Source organism: Lawsonibacter celer (assembly GCF_014281125.1).
Lineage (GTDB): Bacteria > Bacillota > Clostridia > Oscillospirales > Oscillospiraceae > Lawsonibacter_B > Lawsonibacter_B celer.
Genome location: NZ_JACOEA010000004.1, coordinates 186,815 through 206,483 on the forward strand (window position 1 = coordinate 186,815; position 19,669 = coordinate 206,483).

General features: G+C 61.0%; 17 protein-coding genes. 7 read left to right on the top strand and 10 right to left on the bottom strand.

Features of this window, described 5'->3' with window-relative positions:
• Positions 1-2: 2 nt before the first annotated feature.
• The 3 genes from H9Q75_RS09040 to mutY all read right to left on the bottom strand — a co-directional run bounded on the left by H9Q75_RS09040 (position 3) and on the right by mutY (position 2,523).
• Positions 3-884, bottom strand: a complete 882-nt coding sequence (locus H9Q75_RS09040; protein WP_186566302.1) for a radical SAM protein — start codon at positions 882-884, stop codon at positions 3-5.
• On the bottom strand, positions 881-1,102 hold the full coding sequence (locus H9Q75_RS09045; RefSeq protein WP_186566304.1) for a helix-turn-helix domain-containing protein: 222 nt from the start codon (positions 1,100-1,102) through the stop codon (positions 881-883). The genes H9Q75_RS09040 and H9Q75_RS09045 overlap by 4 nt, the downstream gene beginning before the upstream one ends.
• 395 nt (positions 1,103-1,497) lie before the next feature.
• Positions 1,498-2,523 (bottom strand): A/G-specific adenine glycosylase, encoded by a 1,026-nt coding sequence (mutY, locus tag H9Q75_RS09050; protein ID WP_186566306.1) that lies wholly within the window; start codon positions 2,521-2,523, stop codon positions 1,498-1,500.
• Between the two features lie 124 nt (positions 2,524-2,647).
• Between mutY and H9Q75_RS09055 the strand changes: the two genes are divergently transcribed.
• A complete protein-coding gene (locus H9Q75_RS09055; protein ID WP_186566308.1) occupies positions 2,648-3,112 on the top strand; it encodes a sigma-70 family RNA polymerase sigma factor in 465 nt (154 codons plus the stop codon).
• Between the two features lie 3 nt (positions 3,113-3,115).
• Positions 3,116-4,513 (top strand): DUF4179 domain-containing protein, encoded by a 1,398-nt coding sequence (locus H9Q75_RS09060; RefSeq protein WP_186566310.1) that lies wholly within the window; start codon positions 3,116-3,118, stop codon positions 4,511-4,513.
• Between the two features lie 85 nt (positions 4,514-4,598).
• Here the strand turns inward: H9Q75_RS09060 and H9Q75_RS09065 are convergent, their stop codons facing one another.
• Positions 4,599-5,498 carry an RluA family pseudouridine synthase gene (locus H9Q75_RS09065; protein WP_186566312.1) on the bottom strand — a complete coding sequence of 300 codons (900 nt, stop codon included), beginning with the start codon at positions 5,496-5,498 and terminating at the stop codon, positions 4,599-4,601.
• A gap of 111 nt (positions 5,499-5,609) precedes the next feature.
• Between H9Q75_RS09065 and hemW the strand changes: the two genes are divergently transcribed.
• Complete coding sequence (gene hemW, locus H9Q75_RS09070) at positions 5,610-6,869, top strand: radical SAM family heme chaperone HemW (RefSeq protein ID WP_423788646.1); 1,260 nt, start codon at positions 5,610-5,612, stop codon at positions 6,867-6,869.
• A 120-nt stretch (positions 6,870-6,989) separates the two neighbouring features.
• Positions 6,990-10,001, top strand: coding sequence for a phosphodiester glycosidase family protein (locus H9Q75_RS09075; RefSeq protein WP_186566316.1), 3,012 nt, complete (start codon positions 6,990-6,992; stop codon positions 9,999-10,001).
• Between the two features lie 53 nt (positions 10,002-10,054).
• Here H9Q75_RS09075 and H9Q75_RS09080 read toward each other — a convergent pair whose 3' ends face one another.
• On the bottom strand, positions 10,055-10,546 hold the full coding sequence (locus H9Q75_RS09080) for a DUF6530 family protein (RefSeq protein ID WP_186566318.1): 492 nt from the start codon (positions 10,544-10,546) through the stop codon (positions 10,055-10,057).
• 107 nt (positions 10,547-10,653) lie between these two features.
• Here H9Q75_RS09080 and spoVAC point away from each other — a divergent pair, with 107 nt between their 5' ends.
• Positions 10,654-11,097 carry a stage V sporulation protein AC gene (gene spoVAC / locus H9Q75_RS09085; RefSeq protein WP_186566320.1) on the top strand — a complete coding sequence of 148 codons (444 nt, stop codon included), beginning with the start codon at positions 10,654-10,656 and terminating at the stop codon, positions 11,095-11,097.
• Positions 11,098-11,626: 529 nt separating this feature from the next.
• On the opposite strand, the gene H9Q75_RS09090 is transcribed toward spoVAC, so the two are convergent.
• The 5 genes from H9Q75_RS09090 to H9Q75_RS09110 form a co-directional block, all read right to left on the bottom strand.
• The gene (locus H9Q75_RS09090) at positions 11,627-12,289 is read right to left on the bottom strand and encodes an HD domain-containing protein (protein ID WP_186566322.1); all 663 of its coding nucleotides are present in this window, start codon (positions 12,287-12,289) and stop codon (positions 11,627-11,629) included.
• Positions 12,290-12,638: 349 nt separating this feature from the next.
• A complete protein-coding gene (gene gdhA, locus H9Q75_RS09095; protein ID WP_186566324.1) occupies positions 12,639-13,994 on the bottom strand; it encodes an NADP-specific glutamate dehydrogenase in 1,356 nt (451 codons plus the stop codon).
• 289 nt (positions 13,995-14,283) lie between these two features.
• Entirely contained in the window at positions 14,284-15,648 is a 1,365-nt protein-coding gene (locus H9Q75_RS09100; RefSeq protein WP_186566326.1) for a leucine-rich repeat domain-containing protein, read from the bottom strand.
• A 36-nt stretch (positions 15,649-15,684) separates the two neighbouring features.
• On the bottom strand, positions 15,685-16,593 hold the full coding sequence (locus H9Q75_RS09105; RefSeq protein ID WP_186566327.1) for a beta-keto acid cleavage family enzyme: 909 nt from the start codon (positions 16,591-16,593) through the stop codon (positions 15,685-15,687).
• A gap of 77 nt (positions 16,594-16,670) precedes the next feature.
• A complete protein-coding gene (locus H9Q75_RS09110; RefSeq protein WP_186566329.1) occupies positions 16,671-18,101 on the bottom strand; it encodes a sigma-54 interaction domain-containing protein in 1,431 nt (476 codons plus the stop codon).
• 382 nt (positions 18,102-18,483) lie between these two features.
• On the opposite strand from H9Q75_RS09110, the gene H9Q75_RS09115 reads away from it, so the two are divergent.
• On the top strand, positions 18,484-19,506 hold the full coding sequence (locus H9Q75_RS09115; RefSeq protein ID WP_186566331.1) for a ketopantoate reductase family protein: 1,023 nt from the start codon (positions 18,484-18,486) through the stop codon (positions 19,504-19,506).
• 29 nt (positions 19,507-19,535) lie between these two features.
• On the top strand, positions 19,536-19,669 hold a 134-nt coding region (locus H9Q75_RS09120; RefSeq protein WP_341480903.1), incomplete at its 3' end, for a 3-keto-5-aminohexanoate cleavage protein.

Sequence of the window (19,669 nt, forward strand, 5' to 3'; positions counted from 1 at the left end):
GATCATCCCTTTTCTACCCCCGACAGGTCAAAGGGGGGAATGTAGTCCGCCTCTGCGGCCCCGGCCTCCTGGGTGAAGCCCTCCAGACCAAGGGCTGCCATATACGCCTGGGCGGCCCGGGCCTCGGAGCGGCGCAAGGGGCGGTTGATCTCCGGATATTCCCCCGCCCGGCCCCAGGGGATATACTGGCTCATCAGGGAAAAGCCCGCCGTTCCGGCCGGAAAGGACGCCGCGACCCAGTCCATCACGGCCTTGGCCTCCTGGAGGCCGCCGGGGAGGATCAGGTGCCGGATGAGGGTCCCGCGCTTGAGAAGACCGTCCTCCAGCACCATGGGGCCGGTCTGGCGCACCATCTCCCGGATGGCGGCGGCCGCCGTCTCCGGGTAGTCGGACGCGCCGGAGTAGCGCGCTGCCCGCTCTGGGGAGCGGTACTTGTAGTCAGGCAGATAGATCTGCACCTTGCCCTCCAGAGCGCGCAGGGTTTCCAGGCGCTCATAGCCGCCGGTGTTCCACACCACCGGCACCGGCAAGGGATGCTCCAGGGCCTGAAGCACCGCGTGGGCGTAGTGAGTGGGATTGACCAGATTGATGTTATGGGCCCCCTGATCGATCAGCTCGTAAAAAATCTCCCGCAGGCGGGAGATGGCAATGGGGGTTCCGAAGCGCCTGTGGCTGATGGCCTCGTTTTGACAAAAGACACAGCCCAGGGAGCAGCCGGAGAAAAACACCGTGCCTGAGCCGCGCTTGCCGGAGATGGGGGGCTCCTCCCAATGGTGGAGGGCCGCCCGGGCCAGCACCGGGGCCTCGGGCATCCCGCACAGGCCTTCACCCGCCGTCGGGGTGCGCAGGGCGCCGCAGCGGCGGGGGCAGAGATTGCAGATCATACTCCGGCCCCCGAGCGCCGGTCGGTGCGCCCCAGCAAGAAATCGGCGCTGACGTCAAAGAAGTCGGCGATTTTCCGCAGGTTATCAAAGCCGGGCTTCTGGTCGCCGCGCTCAAATCTGTGGTATTGGCGCAAAGTAATGCCGATGGCTTCCGCCACGGCCTTTTGGGAAATGCCCTTTTCCTGCCGCAGCATAAAAAGCTTTTCTGTAAATTCCATAGCAAACTCCTTGACATTGACTAAAAGGTCTATTATAATAATATTGACTAATAGGTCCATGAGGTGATCGTATGCCCGTCATCACAGACCTGCTCTACGAATATTAGATCGGCCGGCCCGACCCCTCCCGCTGGCCTGAGGAGTGGCAGGAGCGCCCCCTGGACGGCCACGCCCGCTACGCCTTCCAGGAGGGGCTGCGCCTGGGATTTCTGCTGGTATTGGAGTGCATCGGGCCGGAATACCTTCGATAGCGGGGGGCTTCCGCCGGGGCCTCTTCCCCGAAGGGGACGGGGGGATGCGCTCCCGCACGGGGCCCAACTTTTGATTGCAAAAGCTGGGGAAAAACAACCAGGGGCCTTTGCCCCTGGACCCCAGGGGGCCGGGCGGCTCCCCAATCACCCCAGCCGCGCCTCCACCAGGTGGGCAAAGCTCTGAAAGGCGTTGGGCACGGCGTACTCCCCGGCCAGGGCGTCCCGATCGGCCCAGACCCAGCCCTGGGGCAGCGCGTCCGACGCGGCGGTCACCACCACGGACTGCATCCGCCACTCGATATGAGTAAAGATATGCCGGCCCCCACAGCCGGGTTCCAGGCCGGCCGCCTCCACCGGGCAGGGGGCCGGGGCGAGCTCGTTGGGGTACTCCCACAGACTGGCCAGCAGCCCTTTGGCCGCCCGCCGCCGCAGGGCCACCCGTTTGTCCCGGAAGATGAGGAACACCGTCCGCTCCTCGATCCTCCGGGCTTTTTTTGCCCCCTTTACCGGCAGCTCCCCGGTGCGCTCCTCCCGTAGGGCGGTGCAGAGGGCCCGGACCGGGCACTGCCCGCACAGGGGCGCGCCGTTGGGCAGGCACACGGTGGCCCCCAGCTCCATGAGGGCCTGGTTAAAGTCCCCGGGCATGTCCCGGGGAATCACGGCCAGCAGGGCCTGACGCATACGGTTTTTGGTCTCCGGCCTGGCAATGTCTCCCCCGTCGCCGGTGAGGCGGGCCACCACCCGCAGCACATTTCCGTCCACAGCGGGGACGGGGATGCCGAAGGCGATGGAAGAAATGGCCCCCGCGGTATACTCCCCCACACCGGCTAGGGTTAGAATAGCCTCATAGGTGTCGGGAAAGCGCCCGCCGAAGTCCTCCTGGATCTGCCGGGCGGCCTTTTGCAGGTTGCGCGCTCGGTTGTAGTAGCCCAGGCCCTGCCACAACTTCAGGAGCTTGTCCTCCTCCAGGCCGGCCAGGTCGGCCACGGTGGGCAGGGCGGCCATGAAGCGGCGGTAGTAGTCCAGCACCGCAGCCACACGGGTCTGCTGAAGCATGATTTCGGAGATCCACACGTGGTAGGGCGTGGGGTCGCTGCGCCAGGGGAGCACACGGGCGTTGTCCCGGTACCACTCCAGCAGGGGGATGGGCAGTTGGTCAAGGGGATTCAAGGTCATTCCTCCGGATTTTTTATTCTGGATTTTTTCATTATATAATGGAAGCAGATTTTTTTCAATCCACGCAATGAAAACACGCCGCCGGCGCGTCTAATGGGCAGAAAGGGGGGCGCCACCCTTGACTCACACCGAATATCTGGAACAGGCCGAGGCCATGAAGGCCAGGCTCTACCGCACCGCTCTGCTGTATCTGGGCAGCGAATCCGCCGCCCTGGACGCAGTGGACGAGGCGGTGTACAAGGGCCTGCGGGCCTGCAAAAAGCTGCGGCAGCCGGAGTTTTTCGCCACCTGGCTCACCCGTATCCTCATCAATGTCTGCAATAGCGAGCTGCGCCGCCGCCGGCGGGAGATCGCGGTGGACGCCCTGCCCGAGACCGCTGCGGAGGAATTCGACGCCCTCCCCCTGAAGGAGGCCGTCCGCCGCCTGCCCGAGGAGCTGCGCGCGGTGGTGATCCTGCGGTATTTCTCCGGCCTGACCCTGGCGGAGACGGCCCGGGCCCTGAATATCCCGGCCGGCACCGTGTCCACCCGCCAGCGGCGGGCCCTGTCCCTTTTGAAGCTGGAACTGACCGAGGAGGTTTGACTTATGGACCGAATGGAAGAATACAGCACCCTCTGCCGGGAGCTGGAGCACACGCCCTCCGCCCTGGAGGGTACGGCGGAGCGGGCGGAGGCGCGGTACCGCCGCGCCCGCTGGGGCCGGGGGCTGGGCGCGCCCCTGGGGAGCGCGGCGGCGGCCTGCCTGGCCTTTGTACTGCTGGTAAACCTGTCCGTCCCCTTTGCGCGGGCCTGCGGAAAGCTGCCGGTACTCCGGGACCTGGCCGCCGCCGTGGCCCTCTCCCCCAGCCTGAAGGCCGCGGTGGAGCACGACTTTGTACAGCCCGTGGGCCAGACCCGGGAGGCAAACGGCGTATCTATGACCGTGGAGTACCTGATCGTGGACCAGAAACAGCTGAATATCTACTACACCGTCAAGGGTGAGATGGAGAATTACGAGGACCTGCCCCGCCTGCTGGACGAGGCGGGGGATGAGCTTTCGGGCGTGGCGGTCAGCTGGGGCGGCGCGATGGACGAGGGGATGCGGCATATCGCGGTGGACTTTGAGGAGCGGAAAATGCCGGACCGGCTGACCCTGGAGTGCAGCCTCTATCCCTTGGAACAGGAGACGGCTGATGCGCCGGCCGCCCCCGTGGGGGAGGCGGAGGACCCGGAGTTCCCTGAAGAGCGGGGGACGCCTGCCGCCGTTCTGACCTTTGAGCTGCGCTTTGACCCGCAGTTTACCACCCAGGGTCAGGTGGTGGAGGTGGGACGCTGGATGGAAGTGGACGGCCAGCGGCTCTATGTGGACCGGGTGGAGATCTACCCAACCCATGTGCGCCTCCAGCTTCAGGACGACCCGGAGAATACCGCCTGGCTCAAGGGGCTGGACTTCTATCTGGAGGATGAGAACGGCACCCGGTATGAGAAGATATCCAACGGAATCACCGCCACCGGAGACCCGGAGGGCACGCCCTTCTATCCCTCCCACCGGCTGGAGAGCAGCTACTTTGGGGATGCGGAGCACCTGACGGTGTGCATCACCGGCGCGGAGTGGCTGGACAAGGGGGGAGAATATGCCCGAATTGACCTGAAAAACAGCACGGCGGAGGGCCTGCCGGAGAATGTCCGGCTGGCCGGGGTCAGGCGGACGGGGGACGATGTGCGCCTGGTCTTTGCCCAGCGGGGCGACCACCCCCTGGGAACTACCAACTTCCATCTGAGCAGCTGGCGCGACCCGGAGGGTGGGGAGCACGACATCCGCTCCAGTAGCTTTTCCACCGCCTGGGCGGAGGAGGACCGGGAGATCCAGGGCTTCACCATACCCGCCGGATACGGCTGCTGCTGGTTCACCCTGGAGGACTGTCCCTGGGATACCGCGGAGCTGGAGCTGGCCTACACCCGGTTTGCCCAGCTGGATGAGCCGGTGGAAGTTCCGGTAAAGTAAAAATGGAAAGTGCGCCTTTCAGGAGCGATCTCCTGGAAGGCGCGCTTTTTTGCGGATGGACCCCTCGAGGGAGCGAAACAGCGATCTATACCAGTCCCGCCATATCCTCCGGCATGGGAGCCTCCCATTTCATAGCCTCCCCGGTGATGGGGTGCTTCAGATACAGCTGGAAGGAGTGGAGGGCGGGGCGGGCGATGAGGCTCCTGTCCTCCGTGCCATAGAGGAAGTCCCCGGTGAGGGGATGGCCTAGGTGGGCCATATGGACCCGGATCTGGTGGGTGCGGCCGCTCTCCAACTCCAGACGCACCAGGGCGCGGCCCCGGGCGGCGCGGAGCACCTGCCAGCGGGTGCGGGCGGCTTGGCCTTCCGGATCCACCCGCCGGGCCATGAGAGAATCGGGGACCCGGCCGATGGGGGCGTCAATGACGCCCGCCTCTGCCTCGGGCACGCCGTCGCACACCGCCAGATAGACGCGGCGGAAGGCGGGGGTGTGGAGCTGACGCTTCAGGATTTCCTGGGCGTGGGGATGCTTGGCCACCGCCAGCAGGCCGGAGGTGCCCTTGTCCAGGCGGTGGACCGGGTGGAAATCCGCGGGGATGCCCATCCGGTCGTAATAGTCCAGTATAAAGTTGCCCAGAGTATCGGAAAAATGTCCGTGTCCCGGGTGGCAGAGCACGCCGGGGGCCTTGTTGAGGATGAGCAGGTCCTCGTCCTCATAGACAAAATCCAGAGGCCCCGGGGCGGGGAGAACGCCGCTGTGCCGGGCCGGGTCGGTGAGGCGGACGGAGAGTACCTGACCCGACCGCACCCGCACGCCGGTGTGCACCCGGACGCCGTCCAGCAAAATGCCGTCCTCCAGCCACTTGACCCGGCGGATCACCGTGCCGGACAGGCCGAGACCGCGGCGGAGCAGGGTATCTACTTTTTCGCCCGCCTGCTCCGGAGAGACGGTGAGGGAGAGGCGGCGGGGCTGGGTGAGCGGCATGGAGAGGGCTCCTTTCCGGATTCTTGGATCACCGTTAGTATAACATTACAAAGAATACTTTTCAAATAGGGGAATTTATTATATAATATACTCGTTCTCAAGGAAAACGAGGTGGTCCCTTTGTCGGATAAGCTGGGTCTTTATATCCATATCCCCTTTTGCCGCAGCAAATGCGACTACTGTGACTTTTACTCCCTGGCCGGGCGGGAGAACCGGATGGACGACTATCAGAAGGCGCTGCTGGCCCACATGAAGGAAACAGGGCCCCTGACCCGGGGGTATCAGGTGGACACGGTGTACTTCGGCGGCGGCACCCCCAGCTTCTATGGGGAGAAGCGGCTGCGCGCCCTGCTGAGCGCGGTGGGCAAGCATTTTGACCTGAGCAAGGATGCGGAGATCACGGTGGAGTGCAACCCGGACAGTGTGGACAAAAAGATGCTCGCCGCCCTGCACCGGGCGGGGGTGAACCGCCTGTCCCTGGGGGTGCAGTCCGCCCGGGACTGCGAGTTGCAGCGCCTCCACCGGCCCCACGACTTCCGGCAGGCCTGGGCGGCGGTGGAGGCGGCGCGGGCGGCCAAATTCAAAAATCTCAGCCTGGACGTAATCTACGGCCTGCCCGGGCAGGACATGGCCGCCTGGCAGGACACGGTGGAGCAGGTCCTGGCCCTGGAGCCGGAGCATCTGTCCTGTTACGGCCTGAAGGTGGAGCCGGGCACCCCACTGGACGACCGGGTGGTTCGGGGGGAGGTCCTCCCGGACGACGACATGCAGGCGGACATGTACCTGTGGATGGTGGACCGTCTGGCCGCCGCCGGGTACCGGCAGTACGAGATCTCCAATTTCGCCCGGTCGGGCTTTCAGTCCCGGCACAACCTGAAATACTGGATGGGGCGGCCCTACATCGGCTTCGGGCCGGGGGCACACTCCGACTTCGGCGGGCGGCGCTACTCGTTCGTGCGCGACCTGGACGCCTACATCACCGGCGTGCTGGGTGGGGGCGCGGTCATCGACGAGTCGGAGCTCATCCCTCAGCGGGAGCGGGGCGGCGAGTACTTGATGCTCCGGCTGCGCACCACCCGGGGTATCGAGGAGTGGGAGTACCGGCGGGAGTTCTTTATGAATTTCGACCCGCTGGAGCAGAAGCTGGAGGAATATGAGCGCCAGGGGTGGGCCGAGCGGCACGACCGCAGGTGGAATCTGACGGCCCGGGGCTTTTTGGTCTCCAACCAACTGATTGGGGACCTGCTCTCCCTCCAGGAGGAGAGCACCTTGGAGCAGACCCTGCCCAAGCTGCGGCAGATGGAGCGCGGCGGGGAGGTGCATGTGCTGGAGGAGGGAGAGTCTCCGGCGCCTGACTCGAACAAAAGATAAAAATAAACTGATCCGGCGCCCGCTTATTTACAAGCGGGCGCCTTTGTGTTAACATAATATCTAAACTGCTTGACCAAAGACTTACACAAGACGCGCCGAAGGGCGCATGGAGGTTCCACAATGAAGAGACCATTTCTCAGGCGGGCGGCCGCCCTGGGCCTGGCCCTGCTGATGACGGCCGGCTCCACCTTTGCCTCAGCCTCAGAGGCGCTGGGCTGGGAGCTACATACGGGAAAGGTGACGCTCTCCCAGGGGACGGACCTGGACAAAACTATTTTTTGGAGCGATACCTATTCCGATCTGCGCACCGAGTACTTTATCACCTATACCCCCAATGAGGCTGTGACGCCGACCGTGGCTTATGGGGCGAAGGTGCTCTCCAAGGCGACCCTGAGCAGCATGGCCAAGACCCTGGAGAGCCAGGGGGAGCGGCTGGTGTCCGGCATCAATGGGGACTATTTCGTCCTGGCCACCGGTGCGCCGGTGGGTCTGGTCCTCAGCGGCGGCGTGCTGCGGGCCACCCCCACCTACAGCAACAGCCTGGCCATCGGTTTCTATGAGGACGGAACCGCGTTTATCGGCACGCCTGGCCTGACGGTAAACGCCGCACTGCCTGCGCAGACCCTCAAGGTCACCGGTGGGGTGAACAAGGTGCGCAAGATTTCCGCCACAGATGGCACCGGCGGACTGGTGCTCCTCACCAGCGATTTTGCCTCCACCACCCAGAATACCGAGGCGGGGGTGGACGTAATTCTGGTCCCCAATGAGGAGAGCGCCGGTCTGACCATAGGCGGCAGCCTGACCTGCACTGTGGAGCAGGTGCTGGAGTCCACGGGCAGCATCTCCATCCCGGAGGGGAAGCTGGTGCTCTCTCTGAACGGAAAGGACAAGGAGGAGCTGTTGACCGCCCTGCGGGCGCTGACTGCGGGGGATCAGGTGACCCTCTCAGTGACGGCCCGGGATGAGCGCTTCTCCTCTGCCGTGGAGGGCTTGGGCACCCTGTACCGAATGGTGCAGAACGGCCAGGTGCTCTCCGGGCTGGACAGTGAGCGCACGGCACGCTCCGCCGTGGGCATCAAAGCTGACGGCACCCTGGTGTTCTATGCTCTGGACGGCAAGCAGTCCAGCTACAGCATAGGGGCTACCCTCACCCAGGTGGCTCAGCGGCTGGTGGAGCTGGGATGTGTGGACGCGGTGTGCCTGGACGGTGGCGGCTCCACCACCCTGGGGGCGGCCTATCCTGGCGACACAGGCATGACAGTGGTGAACAAGCCGTCCGACGGGGCCCAGAGGGCGGTCTCCACCGCGCTTTTCCTGACCACCGACCTCCAGGCGACCGGCGAGCGGGCCAGCTATTGCGTGACCCCCAACGACAGCCTCCTGCTCTCAGGCGCCTCCGTAACCCTGAAGGCGACCGCGCTGGATACGGGCTATTATCCCACGCAGTCCGGCGAGGTGAGCTGGTCGGTGGCCAGCGGCGGCGGCACGGTGAGCGCGGACGGAGTGTTCACCGCGGGCAGCGAGAGCGGGAAGAGCCGGGTGACCGTCAGTGATGGAGCGGCTTCAGGCACGGCCTATCTTACCACGGTCCGGACGCCCGACCAGATCACCCTGAGCAATCAATCCACCGGGGCGGCGGTGACCTCCCTCAGTCTGGATCCGGGGGCGCAGATCGACTTGAAGGCCAGCGCCGTCTATCGCAAGCTGGCCCTCACCGCCGCGGATACCTGCTTCACCTGGAGCGTGGACCCGGCGGTGGGAACGATCACGGCAGAGGGTGTGTTCACCGCAGGGGAGAAGAGCGCCAGCGGAACCCTCAAGGTCAGCGCGGGCGGGACCAGCGTGTCCATCCCGGTGACGGTAGCCGGCCACATCAAGACGCTGGAGGACTGTGAGGGGGATTTGAGCGCCTTTTCTTCCACCTCCTCGGTCACGCTATCCGCGGAGACCGGCCTGGACTATGTGCGCTACGGCAGGCAGAGCCTGAAAGCAGCCTATGACGCCTCCTCCGGCACCGCCTCCTTCCCCGTCGCACTGACTATGGCCAGCGGCGAGGCCTACCTCTCCGTGTGGGTCTATGGGGACGGCTCGGGCAACACGCTGCTGGCCACGGCGGCGGACAGCAGCGGCGGTGTCCACCAGATGACCCTGGGCGCCCTGAGCTTCACCGGCTGGAAGCAGCTCAGCGCCGCTCTGCCCAAAGGGGCGGTCAGCCTGCAGGAGCTGAGCGTGGTCTACGCGGGGGGCCAGAAGACAGGAAAGCTGTGGCTGGATCAGTTCACCACCTCCAATGAGTCGCTGACGGATCTGGTGCCGCCCACGGTCACCGGGACCCTCAGCGGAAGTACCTTTACCATCGCGGCCACGGACAATGTGGATCACTCCATTCCCAAGTCCAGCGTGTCAGTGACCTATGACGGCGCGGCGCTCAGCTTCACTTGGAATGAGAGTACCATGACCGGCTCCGCCGCCCTACCCGCCGGGGACGGCGGGTATCACCGGGTCTCGGTGACAGTGGCCGATGCCAGCGGCAATCTGGCCCGGGCGTCCGCCGACCAGACACCCGCCGCCGCGCCGGGGGCGGCCTTCGCCGACATGGACGACCACTGGGCCGGCACCTACGCCGCCTATCTCTACGCCCAAGGGGTGAGCAACGGGGTGGTAAGCGCCGACGGAAGCCGACTGTTCCAGCCAGGCAAGAGCATTACCCGGGCGGAGTTTTTCGCCATGACCGCCCGCTGGCTGGGGTTGGACCTGAGCCAATATGACTCGGTGCAGCTGCCCTTTGCGGATGCCGCGCAGATCCCGGACTGGGCGCTCAGCGAGGTTAAGGCCATGTACAGCCTGGGCATCCTGAAAGGCGCGGCAGGGGGAGATGGTTCCCTGCGGGTCAACGCCCTGTCCACCATCAGCCGCGCTGAGGCCATGACGATTCTGGGGCGCACCCAGGCGCGGGGCTATGCGGAGGCGGAGATGGGCTTCAGCGACGCCGGACAAGTGCCGGACTGGGCGCTGTCCTATGTAAAGACGCTGGTGGGACAGGGAGTGGTCAGCGGCTATGAGAACAAGATCAACCCGCTCAGCCTGATCAGCCGGGCCGAGGTCGCCAAGCTGCTCTACACCATGCGATGAGAGGAACTAAAAAGCGGAGCCGGGACCCACAAAAAGGGGCCCGGCTCCGCTTTTCAATAGGCGTGGTAGCCCATCTGACCCAGAAGCCGGGCCAGAACGGAGAGGCGCTCGCCCAGGAGCTCGTCATCCCGGGCCAGGGCATCCTGAAAGAGCTTCATATCCTCGTCAATATGGTCGTTTCCGGTGCATACCTCCACAGTCATGGCATCCCCTTGCAGGCCCACGCGGTCAATGCAGGGGTGTTCCGGATCATAGCCCTTGGGATAGCGGTAGGCCTCCTCCCGGAAGTAGAGCCGGGCGCGGCAGGCTAGAATCGCCAGGTCGATCACCCGGTGGAGGGGCAGCTCCTCCGACTGGCGGGACCACTTCTCGCCGGTATAGCGCCAGACCTTGGCGGAGATGTCCACCTTTCCCCGGTCGTTCCACTGGGCCAGGCCCAGGGAAAGGCCTTTGGCGTCGCTGTGATAAGCGCTGCGGCCGTCAATATGCTCGTAATCCTCCGCCACAATGACCGGCTTGTGTTTTAGATTGGTCGGAATTTTCATAGGATCTCCTTTAGTAAATAAGTTATTTAGTAAATTACTAAATAAAGATTAACACGGATATTTTGCCTTGTCAAGGGAAATCCTACGGCAAAGGAGGGATCCCTTTTATGGATATGACCAACAAAGAATACGGGAAATATGTCAACGCCAAATCCAAGCCTTCACCCATGGGGAAAAACCTGATCTGGGCCTTTGTGACCGGCGGGCTGATCTGTACGGCCGGCCAGGGACTGATGAATTTGTTCCGCACCTGGGGAATGAGTGAGAGCGGTGCCGGCACCAGCGTGTCGGTGGTGCTTATCTTTCTGGCCGCGCTGTTTACCGGGCTGGGGCTGTTTGACCGGCTGGCCAAGCACGCGGGCGCGGGGACATTGGTACCCATTACGGGCTTTGCCAACGCCATGGTTGCCCCGGCGTTGGAGTTTAAGAGTGAAGGATTCATTACCGGCACCGCGGCCAAGCTGTTTATCATCGCCGGACCGGTCCTGGTCTTTGGCATCAGTGCCAGCGTGATTTACGGGCTGATCCTCTGTCTGCTGCAGTCGCTGTAAAACGGGCGGGGCCGTCTCCGGAACGAGACGGCCCTTTTGAAATGGTCCGATAAAAATTGACTTTCATCACAAAAAGAACTTGACAAACAGGAGCTTCCATAGTACAATATAGCCAGAAAGGAAGGGGTGAGTCCCATGGGCTAGCAAGCTCATAAACACTTATCTTTTTCCAAGCGTTTGAAGCATAGGAAATCAGGAATTCCAGTCAGCACCTGTTCCGGATCGCCTCATTGAAGAGAGATGCACTAGGAAAATCGCGCAAGCAGTACTGCTGAAGACGAGAACCAGTGTGCCCGGCATCCCAGGGAAACATGTGAACACGGGAAATTCCCTTCCTTTGTATTCCAGCGCGGCAAAATCCGTAGAAAGTAAGAGGTTGCGACATTGACGGAAATCCAGAATCAGCGGTAGCCCCCCGGTCACGTTGGATGGCCGGGGGGTTGTGCTGTTTTTGGGAGATTGTGAAAAGTCCCCCGCTGGAACAGCTTGTTCCAGCGGGGGACTCCGGGATCATAGGCGCAGCTGCGGTTCAGATAACAGCCAGACCGTTGATATTCAGCTTAAAGGTCAAGCCGAAAAATTCAGCGGCGCGGCGGCAGAGGATCATGCGCTCCAGAAAAATTTCGAAGTAGTCCATCACGGCGCACACCTGTGTGTTGATGGTCAGGGTAAGGGTAAAGGTTTTGGACGCCCGGTCCAGCACGGTTTCCGAGGCCTCGACCGCGTAGTTGACCCGGTCGTGAATGTCAAAATTGATGGTCTCACGGTTTCGCACCCGGCTGCGGCGCACATCAGTCTTGTCGGCCAAGATCAGCGCGGCGGCGATGGCGTTGACCGGGAAGGCGGTGGAATCGTCGTGATGGCCGATGGCGGTAATCACTGCGGCCACATCCGCAGGCTCCATCCCCATATTGTCCAGAATGCGGAAGGCCATGGTGGCGCCGCTGATGGCGTGGTCGTGCCGGTTGACGACATTGCCGATATCGTGCATAAAGCCCGCGATTCTGGCCAGGTCCACTTCGCGCTCATTGTAGCCCAACTGGGAGAGCAGACCGGAGGCGGTCTCCGCGCAGCGGGTTACATGGGCGAAGCTGTGTTCTGTGAAGCCCAGAGCCAGCAGGGAGGCGTCCGCCTGCTTGATGTAGGTGCGTATTTCCGGGGACTGGCGGATCTGTTCAAAGGTAACTTGCATGGCGTTGGTCCTCCTTTTGTTCTTAGTATATCCGTCTGAGGGATACAAGTCAATGCATAGCCGCATTTCGCGGCAATAAAAACCAGGCGCGCCTATGGCGCGCCTGGTTTTTTCATCCGCTTTTCAGCAGGCGATGCCCTGATGATTCGTGGCGTCGGCCGCCTCCCCAACGTATTTTACGTTGGGGACCCCGGTGTCCTTAACATGCTCGGGGCAAGTGAATTGCCTCTACGCTAAGGGTACACCGCAGTCGGCCCGCTTGACGGCACAGAGCGCCGCCCCATCTGAGATGGGGTCAAAGCGGCCGGCGGGCAGAGCGGAGCATTGCGGCGGCGCGGTGCACTGTCATTCAGTAGGCAATGCCCTGCCACTTCATGGCGTCGGCCACCTTGAGGAAGCCGGCGATGTTGGCGCCCGCCACCAGATTACCGGGCATGCCGTACTCGGCCGCTGCGTTGGCGGCGCTGTGGTAGATATTGACCATAATGTCGTGGAGCTTCTCATCCACCTCTTCAAAACTCCAGCTCAGACGGATGGAGTTCTGGCACATCTCCAGGCCGGAGGTGGCCACGCCGCCGGCATTGGCGGCTTTGGCGGGGGCAAAGAGAACGCCGCTGGACTGGAAGCAGGCCACGGCCTCGGGGGTGGAGGGCATATTGGCGCCCTCGGCGACGGCAAAACAGCCGTTCTTTACCAAAGCCTGGGCTCCGGCCAGATCCAGTTCATTTTGGGTGGCGCAGGGCAGGGCGATGTCACAGGGCACGCTCCAGATGCCGCCGCAGCCATCCACATACTTGGCGGTGGGCACATAATCCAGATAGGTCTTAATGCGCGCGCGCTTGACTTCCTTGATCTCCTGCATCACTTGATAGTCAATGCCGTTTTCGTCTACAATATACCCGTTGGAGTCGCTCATGGCGATCACCTTGCCGCCCAGCTGAGTCGCCTTTTGATTGGCGTAGATCGCCACATTGCCGGAGCCGGAAATGACGACCCTGCGGCCTGCGAAGCTCTTGCCGTTGGCCTTGAGCATTTCGTCGGTAAAGTAGCACAGACCGTAGCCGGTGGCCTCGGTGCGGGCCAGGGAGCCGCCGTAGCTGAGGCCCTTGCCGGTCAGCACGCCGGTAAACTCGTTGCGCAGGCGCTTGTACTGGCCGAACAGGAAGCCGATCTCACGGCCGCCCACGCCGATGTCGCCGGCGGGCACGTCGGTATCCGCGCCGATATGGCGGCTCAGCTCCGTCATAAAGGACTGGCAGAAGCGCATGATTTCCCCGTCGCTCTTACCTTTGGGGTCAAAATCACTGCCGCCTTTGCCGCCGCCCATGGGCAGGCCGGTGAGGCTGTTTTTGAAGATCTGCTCAAAGCCCAGGAATTTGATGATGGACAGGTTCACGCTGGGGTGGAGCCGCAGGCCGCCCTTATAGGGGCCGATGGCGGAATTGAACTGCACCCGGTAGCCGCGGTTGACCTGCACTTTGCCCTGGTCGTCCACCCAGGAGACCCGGAACATGATGACCCGTTCCGGCTCCACGATGCGGTCAATCACACCGGCCTCCACCAGATCGGGCCGCTGCTTTATCACCGGCTGGAGGGACTCCAGAACTTCGCCCACGGCCTGAAGAAACTCCGGCTCATGGGAGTTCTTCTCGACCACGTGGTCGTAAACGCCCTGAAGATAGGGATTGGTAAACGTGAATGCCATACTGCAAAACCCCTTTGTATTGCCGCGCATTCGGAGTGCGCAGACCGAAATGAATGAAATTTGCACGTGAGTTGGAACTCACACTGCGTTAGAATACGGTTATTATACGTCCCGCGTGCTAAAAATGCAAGAAAAAAATATGAAATTGCAAAAATGAAGGAAGACATGCGAAAAAGGGGGAGTACAGCGGAGACAAACGAAAGATATCGTGCACAAACGGCAAAAAGAAGAGGCAGGGCCTTCTACGATCTGCGGAAGGTCCTGCCGGAAGAACGGGCAAAACGATCATCTATGGGCGCTCGCGTACTTGTGCCAGCTGGCGGCGATAAAAATCCAGCTCCCGCCGAAGAGAGGGATAGAGCTTTTTTTGAAGCGGAGGCATGGTTTCCAGCGCGGCGATCTGGGCCTCCAGAATATCGCGGCGCTCTGTACTGCCGCTCTCCTCAAAGCGGCGAAACATAGACTCACGCCCGCGCTTATTGACCGGGGAGCGGGCGGGAAAGCGGCAGATGGCGGGAAAGAGATGTTCAGGCAGGGTGATGGGGCGATTATAGGTGGGGCCGAGGTCAAAGGCAAACACACCGACGGAGTGGACAGAGCCGGGAAGCTGGACAGATTTGGCGGTATAGCAACCGGCAAAGGCATAGGGGCCGATATCCTCTACGCCGTCCGGGAGAGAAATGTTTTGCAGGCGGCTGTTGAGAAAGGTAGCCCGGGGGATATAGCTCCAGGGCCACCAGCTCACATCGTCCAGTGTGCACTCCCGGAAGAGGCAGGGGCCCAGTTCAAGTTCTGTGCCTTGCTGCTCCAGCTCTTTTAATCCGCGCAGTTGGCAAAAGGCCTCCTGCTCAATCCGCTCCAGTGAAGCGGGGAGAACCAGCTGTTCGATATGGCTGCCTGCAAAACTGCCGGAGCAGATGATCTCGATCCCCTCGGACAGCACCACACGCTTGGCCCGCAGGCCCGCAAAGCTGTCCGGGCCAAGCGCGCGGAGACTGCCGGGCAGAGTGAGGGTGTCTAAGATAGCATCTTCAAAGGCGCCGGTGGCCACCTGTTCCACCCCGTCCGGAATGGCGTAGTCTCGGTCATTCTGCAGCCCGGGATAGCGCAGCAGCGTTTTACTATCCCTGGAGAAGAGCACACCGCCGATACTGCGGAAAACTGGATGATCAGGACATACCTCGATGGCCTCAAGTAATACCGGAAAGCTATGCCGGTGCACGGAGGTAAGGGTGTTGGGCAGATACAGCCTCAGCAGACGTTCCTGCTCCTCCTGCCGGAGGAGATAATCCCGCTTTTCCCTTACACTTTTCAGCTCCCGGGGAAATTTCCGGGCCGGGATGCGTTTTTGGACGATCTGCTTTTCCAACTCCAGGGCGCGGTAATTGTAATTGTGAATGTCCTGTACGCTGCGGACCGTCTCACTTTCCAGGTTGTAGGAATCAAAGGCGTGATCGGACAGCTCCAGCACGCCGTCAGGCAGGCGGATGGCGCGCCTGCCGCCCTTGATCTGCTGATCGGGCACCTCGCAGAGGGATACCACCCCATGTACCCCTTCCAGGAGCCCCTCCAGATTCATAAACTGGGGCGCCGGATCGGCCGGCTGGACCTCCTGCTCTGCCTGAAACGTCGGGTTGCGTTTGAAAAGAGCCATCTTGTTAACCTCCTTATTGTCTGCTGAGCCGCTGCATCATTCCAGGCCCAGCTGTTCTCTGGCCTCGGCGGGGGAGGCGACCTCGCGGCCCAACTCCCGGGCAATACGGACCATTTTGGCAATGGGCTCTGCGTTGGACTTGGCCAGCTGTCCCTTGGCAATATAGAGATTATCCTCCAGGCCGACCCGGACATTTCCGCCCAAAATAATACCGGCGGTTCCGATGTCGAACTCCTGCCTGCCTGTTCCTGCGCAGGACCAAATATAATTGCACCTGCCGATTACCTCGTCGGCGGTGCGCACCAGAAAGTTCAGGTTGTTGAGCGTGGCCGGAATACCACCCATGACACCGATGACAAATTGAATATACACCGGGGGCTTCAGTATGCCCTTGGCCATAAAGTAGGCGATGTTGGAGATCATGCCCGCCTCGTAGACCTCAAACTCCGGCTTGGTGCCGTATTGGTTCATCAGGGTGATATACTCCTCAATATCTTTGAAGGTGTTGGAGAAGGGAATTTCATAGGTGCTTCGGACAAAGGGAATCTCCCAATCAAACTTTGGCTGATTGATTTTGTCCGCAATGGGAGAGAAGCAGAAGTTGACTGACCCGGCGTTGCAGGAGGCAAGCTCCGGCCTGGCGATGGGGAGCGCGGCCAGCCGCTCCTCATTGGTCATGCCGATAGCGCCCCCGGTGGTACAGCCGATTACCACATCACAGCGCCGGCGTATTCCATCCACCACTTGGCGCATCATTTCCGGGTCGCCTGTCGGGCGGCCGGTCTGGGGATCGCGGGTGTGGAGATGGACCACTGCCGCGCCCGCGCGGTTGGCGGCCACGGCCTCGTCAATGATCTGCTCCGGGGTAATGGGCAGATAGGGGGACATGCTGGGAATATGTACCGCCCCGGTGATGGCAGCAGTCAGAATGACCTTGTTTGTCATGGGGAAACCTCCTCAGTTTACTCTTGTTCAAATAAGAAAAGCAAAAATGATGCCAAGACAAACGATCAGCCCCGGGTTCATGGGAACTCGGGGCTGATATGGTATTCTTTCAGTTTGGAGTACAGCCTGCTGCGGGAGATGCCCAGCAGCTTGGCAGCCTGCACCTTGTTGCCGTCCGTCTGCTGCAGGGCCCGGAGGATTTCCTCCCGCTCTGCGGAGCCCTTCACGGCCCGCAGGCCGCCTGTCGGAGGCGGAAAGGGGGCGTCGGAGCCGGGCTGTGGAATCGGATCCCGCTGTGTATGGCCCTTGGTAATCAGGAAAAAGAAATCCTCGTTGGAAAGCGTGGTGTGATCAGACATGACACAGGCGCGGGCCAGACAGTGTTCCAACTCTCGCACATTGCCCGGCCAGCTGTGTTTGCGCAATAGGGCCATGGCACTGGGAAAGAGCGTATGAGCGGACATTTTATAGCGATTTTCAATTTTCTTCAGCAGAACGGAACACAGCGGTTCCAGGTCCTCCAGACGCTCCCGCAGAGGCGGAATCTCCACCTCAACCACATTGAGGCGATAGTAGAGATCGCTTCGGAATTTCCCTTCTTCCACCAGGCGGTGCAGGTCCTGATTGGTCGCTGCGATAATGCGTACATCCAGATGGATGACCTTGGTGCCTCCGATGCGTTCAAATTCGTATTCCTGAAGCACGCGGAGCAGCTTGGACTGCATCGCCAGGGGGAGCTCGCCGATCTCGTCCAGCAGTATGGTGCCGCGGTTGGCCTGCTCAAGCTTGCCCTTTTTTCCGGTGCGCAGGGCCCCGGAAAAGGCGCCCGGCTCATAGCCAAACAGTTCGGATTCGATCAAATCTTTCGGGATGGCGGCACAGTTGATTTTGACAAAATCATAGTCCTTCCGGTTGCTGAGGCGGTGGATTGCATCGGCAAAGACCTCTTTGCCCACGCCGGTTTCGCCGGTGAGAAGCACCGGCAGATCAGAGGGGGCGGCCTTGGCGATAATTCCCTTCACCGCCATGATCGCCGGCGAGATTCCCGCCACATCCTCCAGGACAAATTCCTGCCGGGTCAGGCCCCGTAGCTGTTTGCTGTAGAGCGCGTTGGCCTTGCGCAGACTCACGATCTCTTGTTTGAGCCGGTCTACCGTTTCCAGGGAATTAAACAGCGCCATGGTAAATACGCCCCGGATATTTCCCTCGTGGTCACGCACCGGGATGCGGCTGATCACATACACCTTTTCATTCTCTTTTCCCTCGGCCACCACAAACAGGTCTCCGTGCTCCGCCACGCCGGTGGACAGAACCCGGGGAACGCCGGAATTTGGAATAACCTGGGTTACCGGGCACCCCTCAAAGTCGGCGGGCGTTCCGCCGTACAGGTAGGCATGCTGCTTTCCGATATAGCGGATGATTCCATTTTCATCGACAATCATATTCAAATCCTGCGATTCACAGGCCCAGCGGAACAGGTTGTCAGAGGAGGGAAAATGATTGTCCATAAAAAATCCTCCCTGTTTTCGGATAAAATATCTAAAAATTTTTCTTTACTCTACCTCAAATTATTTGAATTGTCAAGAAAGAGCAATCCACAGCCCATGGGCTGTGTGTCCTGTTAACAGGACACAAGGACACCTAAAGACAAAATAAAAAATCCATCTTGCCGCAATGGGAGCCTTATTGAAAAATGGGTGAAAGAGAAAAAAGGAAAAGCCCTAATTTGATAGAGAGACAACAACAGCCTGCTTTTAAGAATGGCAAAGACGAAACTCCGGAGGAATTCACCAGAAGTTGGCATGGCTTTTGCAACAATTAAAAAGCGGGAAGGGCGATTGGAGCTGCAGTCGCATCCTATCGAACCATGAAGAAAGGAAGAATCATGTTATGAGAACAGCAGTTATGGGCGCCGGCTCGATCGGCATGTTCCTGGGCGCGAGCATTACCAAAAATGGCGGTCAGATTGATCTGATTGATACCTTCAAGGGGAATATCGACGCGCTGAATGAAAATGGGGCGAAGATCACCGGCTATGCCGACTTTACCGTACCGGTGAAGGCCCTTACCCCCGATCAGATGGAAGGAAAATATGATCTGGTCTTTCTGTGTACCAAACAGGTGGTCAATGAGCAGGTGGTAGGCTATGTGCTGCCCCATCTGGCCGACGACGGCTTCATCGTCACCCTGCAGAACGGTGTGCCTGAGCCTGCGATTGAGGCCCTGGCGGGCAAGGGCCGAGTGGCCGGCGGCGCGGTGGGCTTCGGCGCCACCTGGCTTGGCCCTGGTGTGGACCAGCTGACCTCTCCCATGACTACAGTAGAGAAGTATGCCTTTGATATCGGCGAGATGGACGGCTCCACCACCCCGCGTATTCTGGAGGCCCAAAAGCTGCTCCAGCTGTGCGGCGGCACCACCATTCTGCCCAACCTGATGGGCGTGCGCTGGGCCAAAGTGCTGATGAACTGCACCTTCTCCGGTATGTCTGCGGCCCTAGGCTGCACCTTCGGCGAGGTGCTGGACGGCCCCATCTCCATCGACTGTGTGGCCCATCTGGCGGACGAGGCCATCAAAGTGGCCCATGCCGACGGCGTACGCCTGGCCAATCTGCAGGGCGTGGACTTTGAGACCCTGGAGCTTGCCTCCAAGGCGGATATCCCCAATAAGTATGAGTTTTATCACAAAGTCTGGGGCCCCCACAAGGCACTCAAGGCCTCTATGCTTCAGGATTTGGAAAAGAAGCGCAAGACTGAGATCAGCTACATCAACGGCTATGTCTCTGCCCGCGGCAAGGCCAATGGAATTCCCACCCCTTTCAACGACATGGTATGTAAGGTAGTGGGGGAGGAAGAGGCGCAGGGGATTGTCAATAATTATGACGAGGCACTGAAGAACTTCCTGCCGCTGCTGTAAAAGGCGAAAAGAAAGGAATGGAATCGGTTATGAGCGAACTGAAGAACAAAAGAATCATCACGATAGCGACGACAGGTGCGTGGCCGAAGAAGGAGAACAACCCGAACGTGCCGATGACGCCGGCGGAGATCGCGGAGGACGTGTACGAGTGCTGGCAGGCGGG

Excerpts from the sequence above, each read along its gene's own strand:
- H9Q75_RS09080 (WP_186566318.1), bottom strand. The coding sequence starts at position 10,546 with ATGAAAATTCCGACCAATCTAAAACACAAGCCGGTCATTGTGGCGGAG.
- H9Q75_RS09045 (WP_186566304.1), bottom strand. The coding sequence starts at position 1,102 with ATGGAATTTACAGAAAAGCTTTTTATGCTGCGGCAGGAAAAGGGCATT.
- gdhA (WP_186566324.1), bottom strand. The coding sequence starts at position 13,994 with ATGGCATTCACGTTTACCAATCCCTATCTTCAGGGCGTTTACGACCAC.
- H9Q75_RS09115 (WP_186566331.1), top strand. The coding sequence starts at position 18,484 with ATGAGAACAGCAGTTATGGGCGCCGGCTCGATCGGCATGTTCCTGGGC.
- H9Q75_RS09090 (WP_186566322.1), bottom strand. The coding sequence starts at position 12,289 with ATGCAAGTTACCTTTGAACAGATCCGCCAGTCCCCGGAAATACGCACC.
- H9Q75_RS09065 (WP_186566312.1), bottom strand. The coding sequence starts at position 5,498 with ATGCCGCTCACCCAGCCCCGCCGCCTCTCCCTCACCGTCTCTCCGGAG.
- spoVAC (WP_186566320.1), top strand. The coding sequence starts at position 10,654 with ATGGATATGACCAACAAAGAATACGGGAAATATGTCAACGCCAAATCC.
- H9Q75_RS09105 (WP_186566327.1), bottom strand. The coding sequence starts at position 16,593 with ATGACAAACAAGGTCATTCTGACTGCTGCCATCACCGGGGCGGTACAT.
- H9Q75_RS09075 (WP_186566316.1), top strand. The coding sequence starts at position 6,990 with ATGAAGAGACCATTTCTCAGGCGGGCGGCCGCCCTGGGCCTGGCCCTG.
- H9Q75_RS09060 (WP_186566310.1), top strand. The coding sequence starts at position 3,116 with ATGGACCGAATGGAAGAATACAGCACCCTCTGCCGGGAGCTGGAGCAC.
- H9Q75_RS09040 (WP_186566302.1), bottom strand. The coding sequence starts at position 884 with ATGATCTGCAATCTCTGCCCCCGCCGCTGCGGCGCCCTGCGCACCCCG.
- H9Q75_RS09110 (WP_186566329.1), bottom strand. The coding sequence starts at position 18,101 with ATGGACAATCATTTTCCCTCCTCTGACAACCTGTTCCGCTGGGCCTGT.
- H9Q75_RS09100 (WP_186566326.1), bottom strand. The coding sequence starts at position 15,648 with ATGGCTCTTTTCAAACGCAACCCGACGTTTCAGGCAGAGCAGGAGGTC.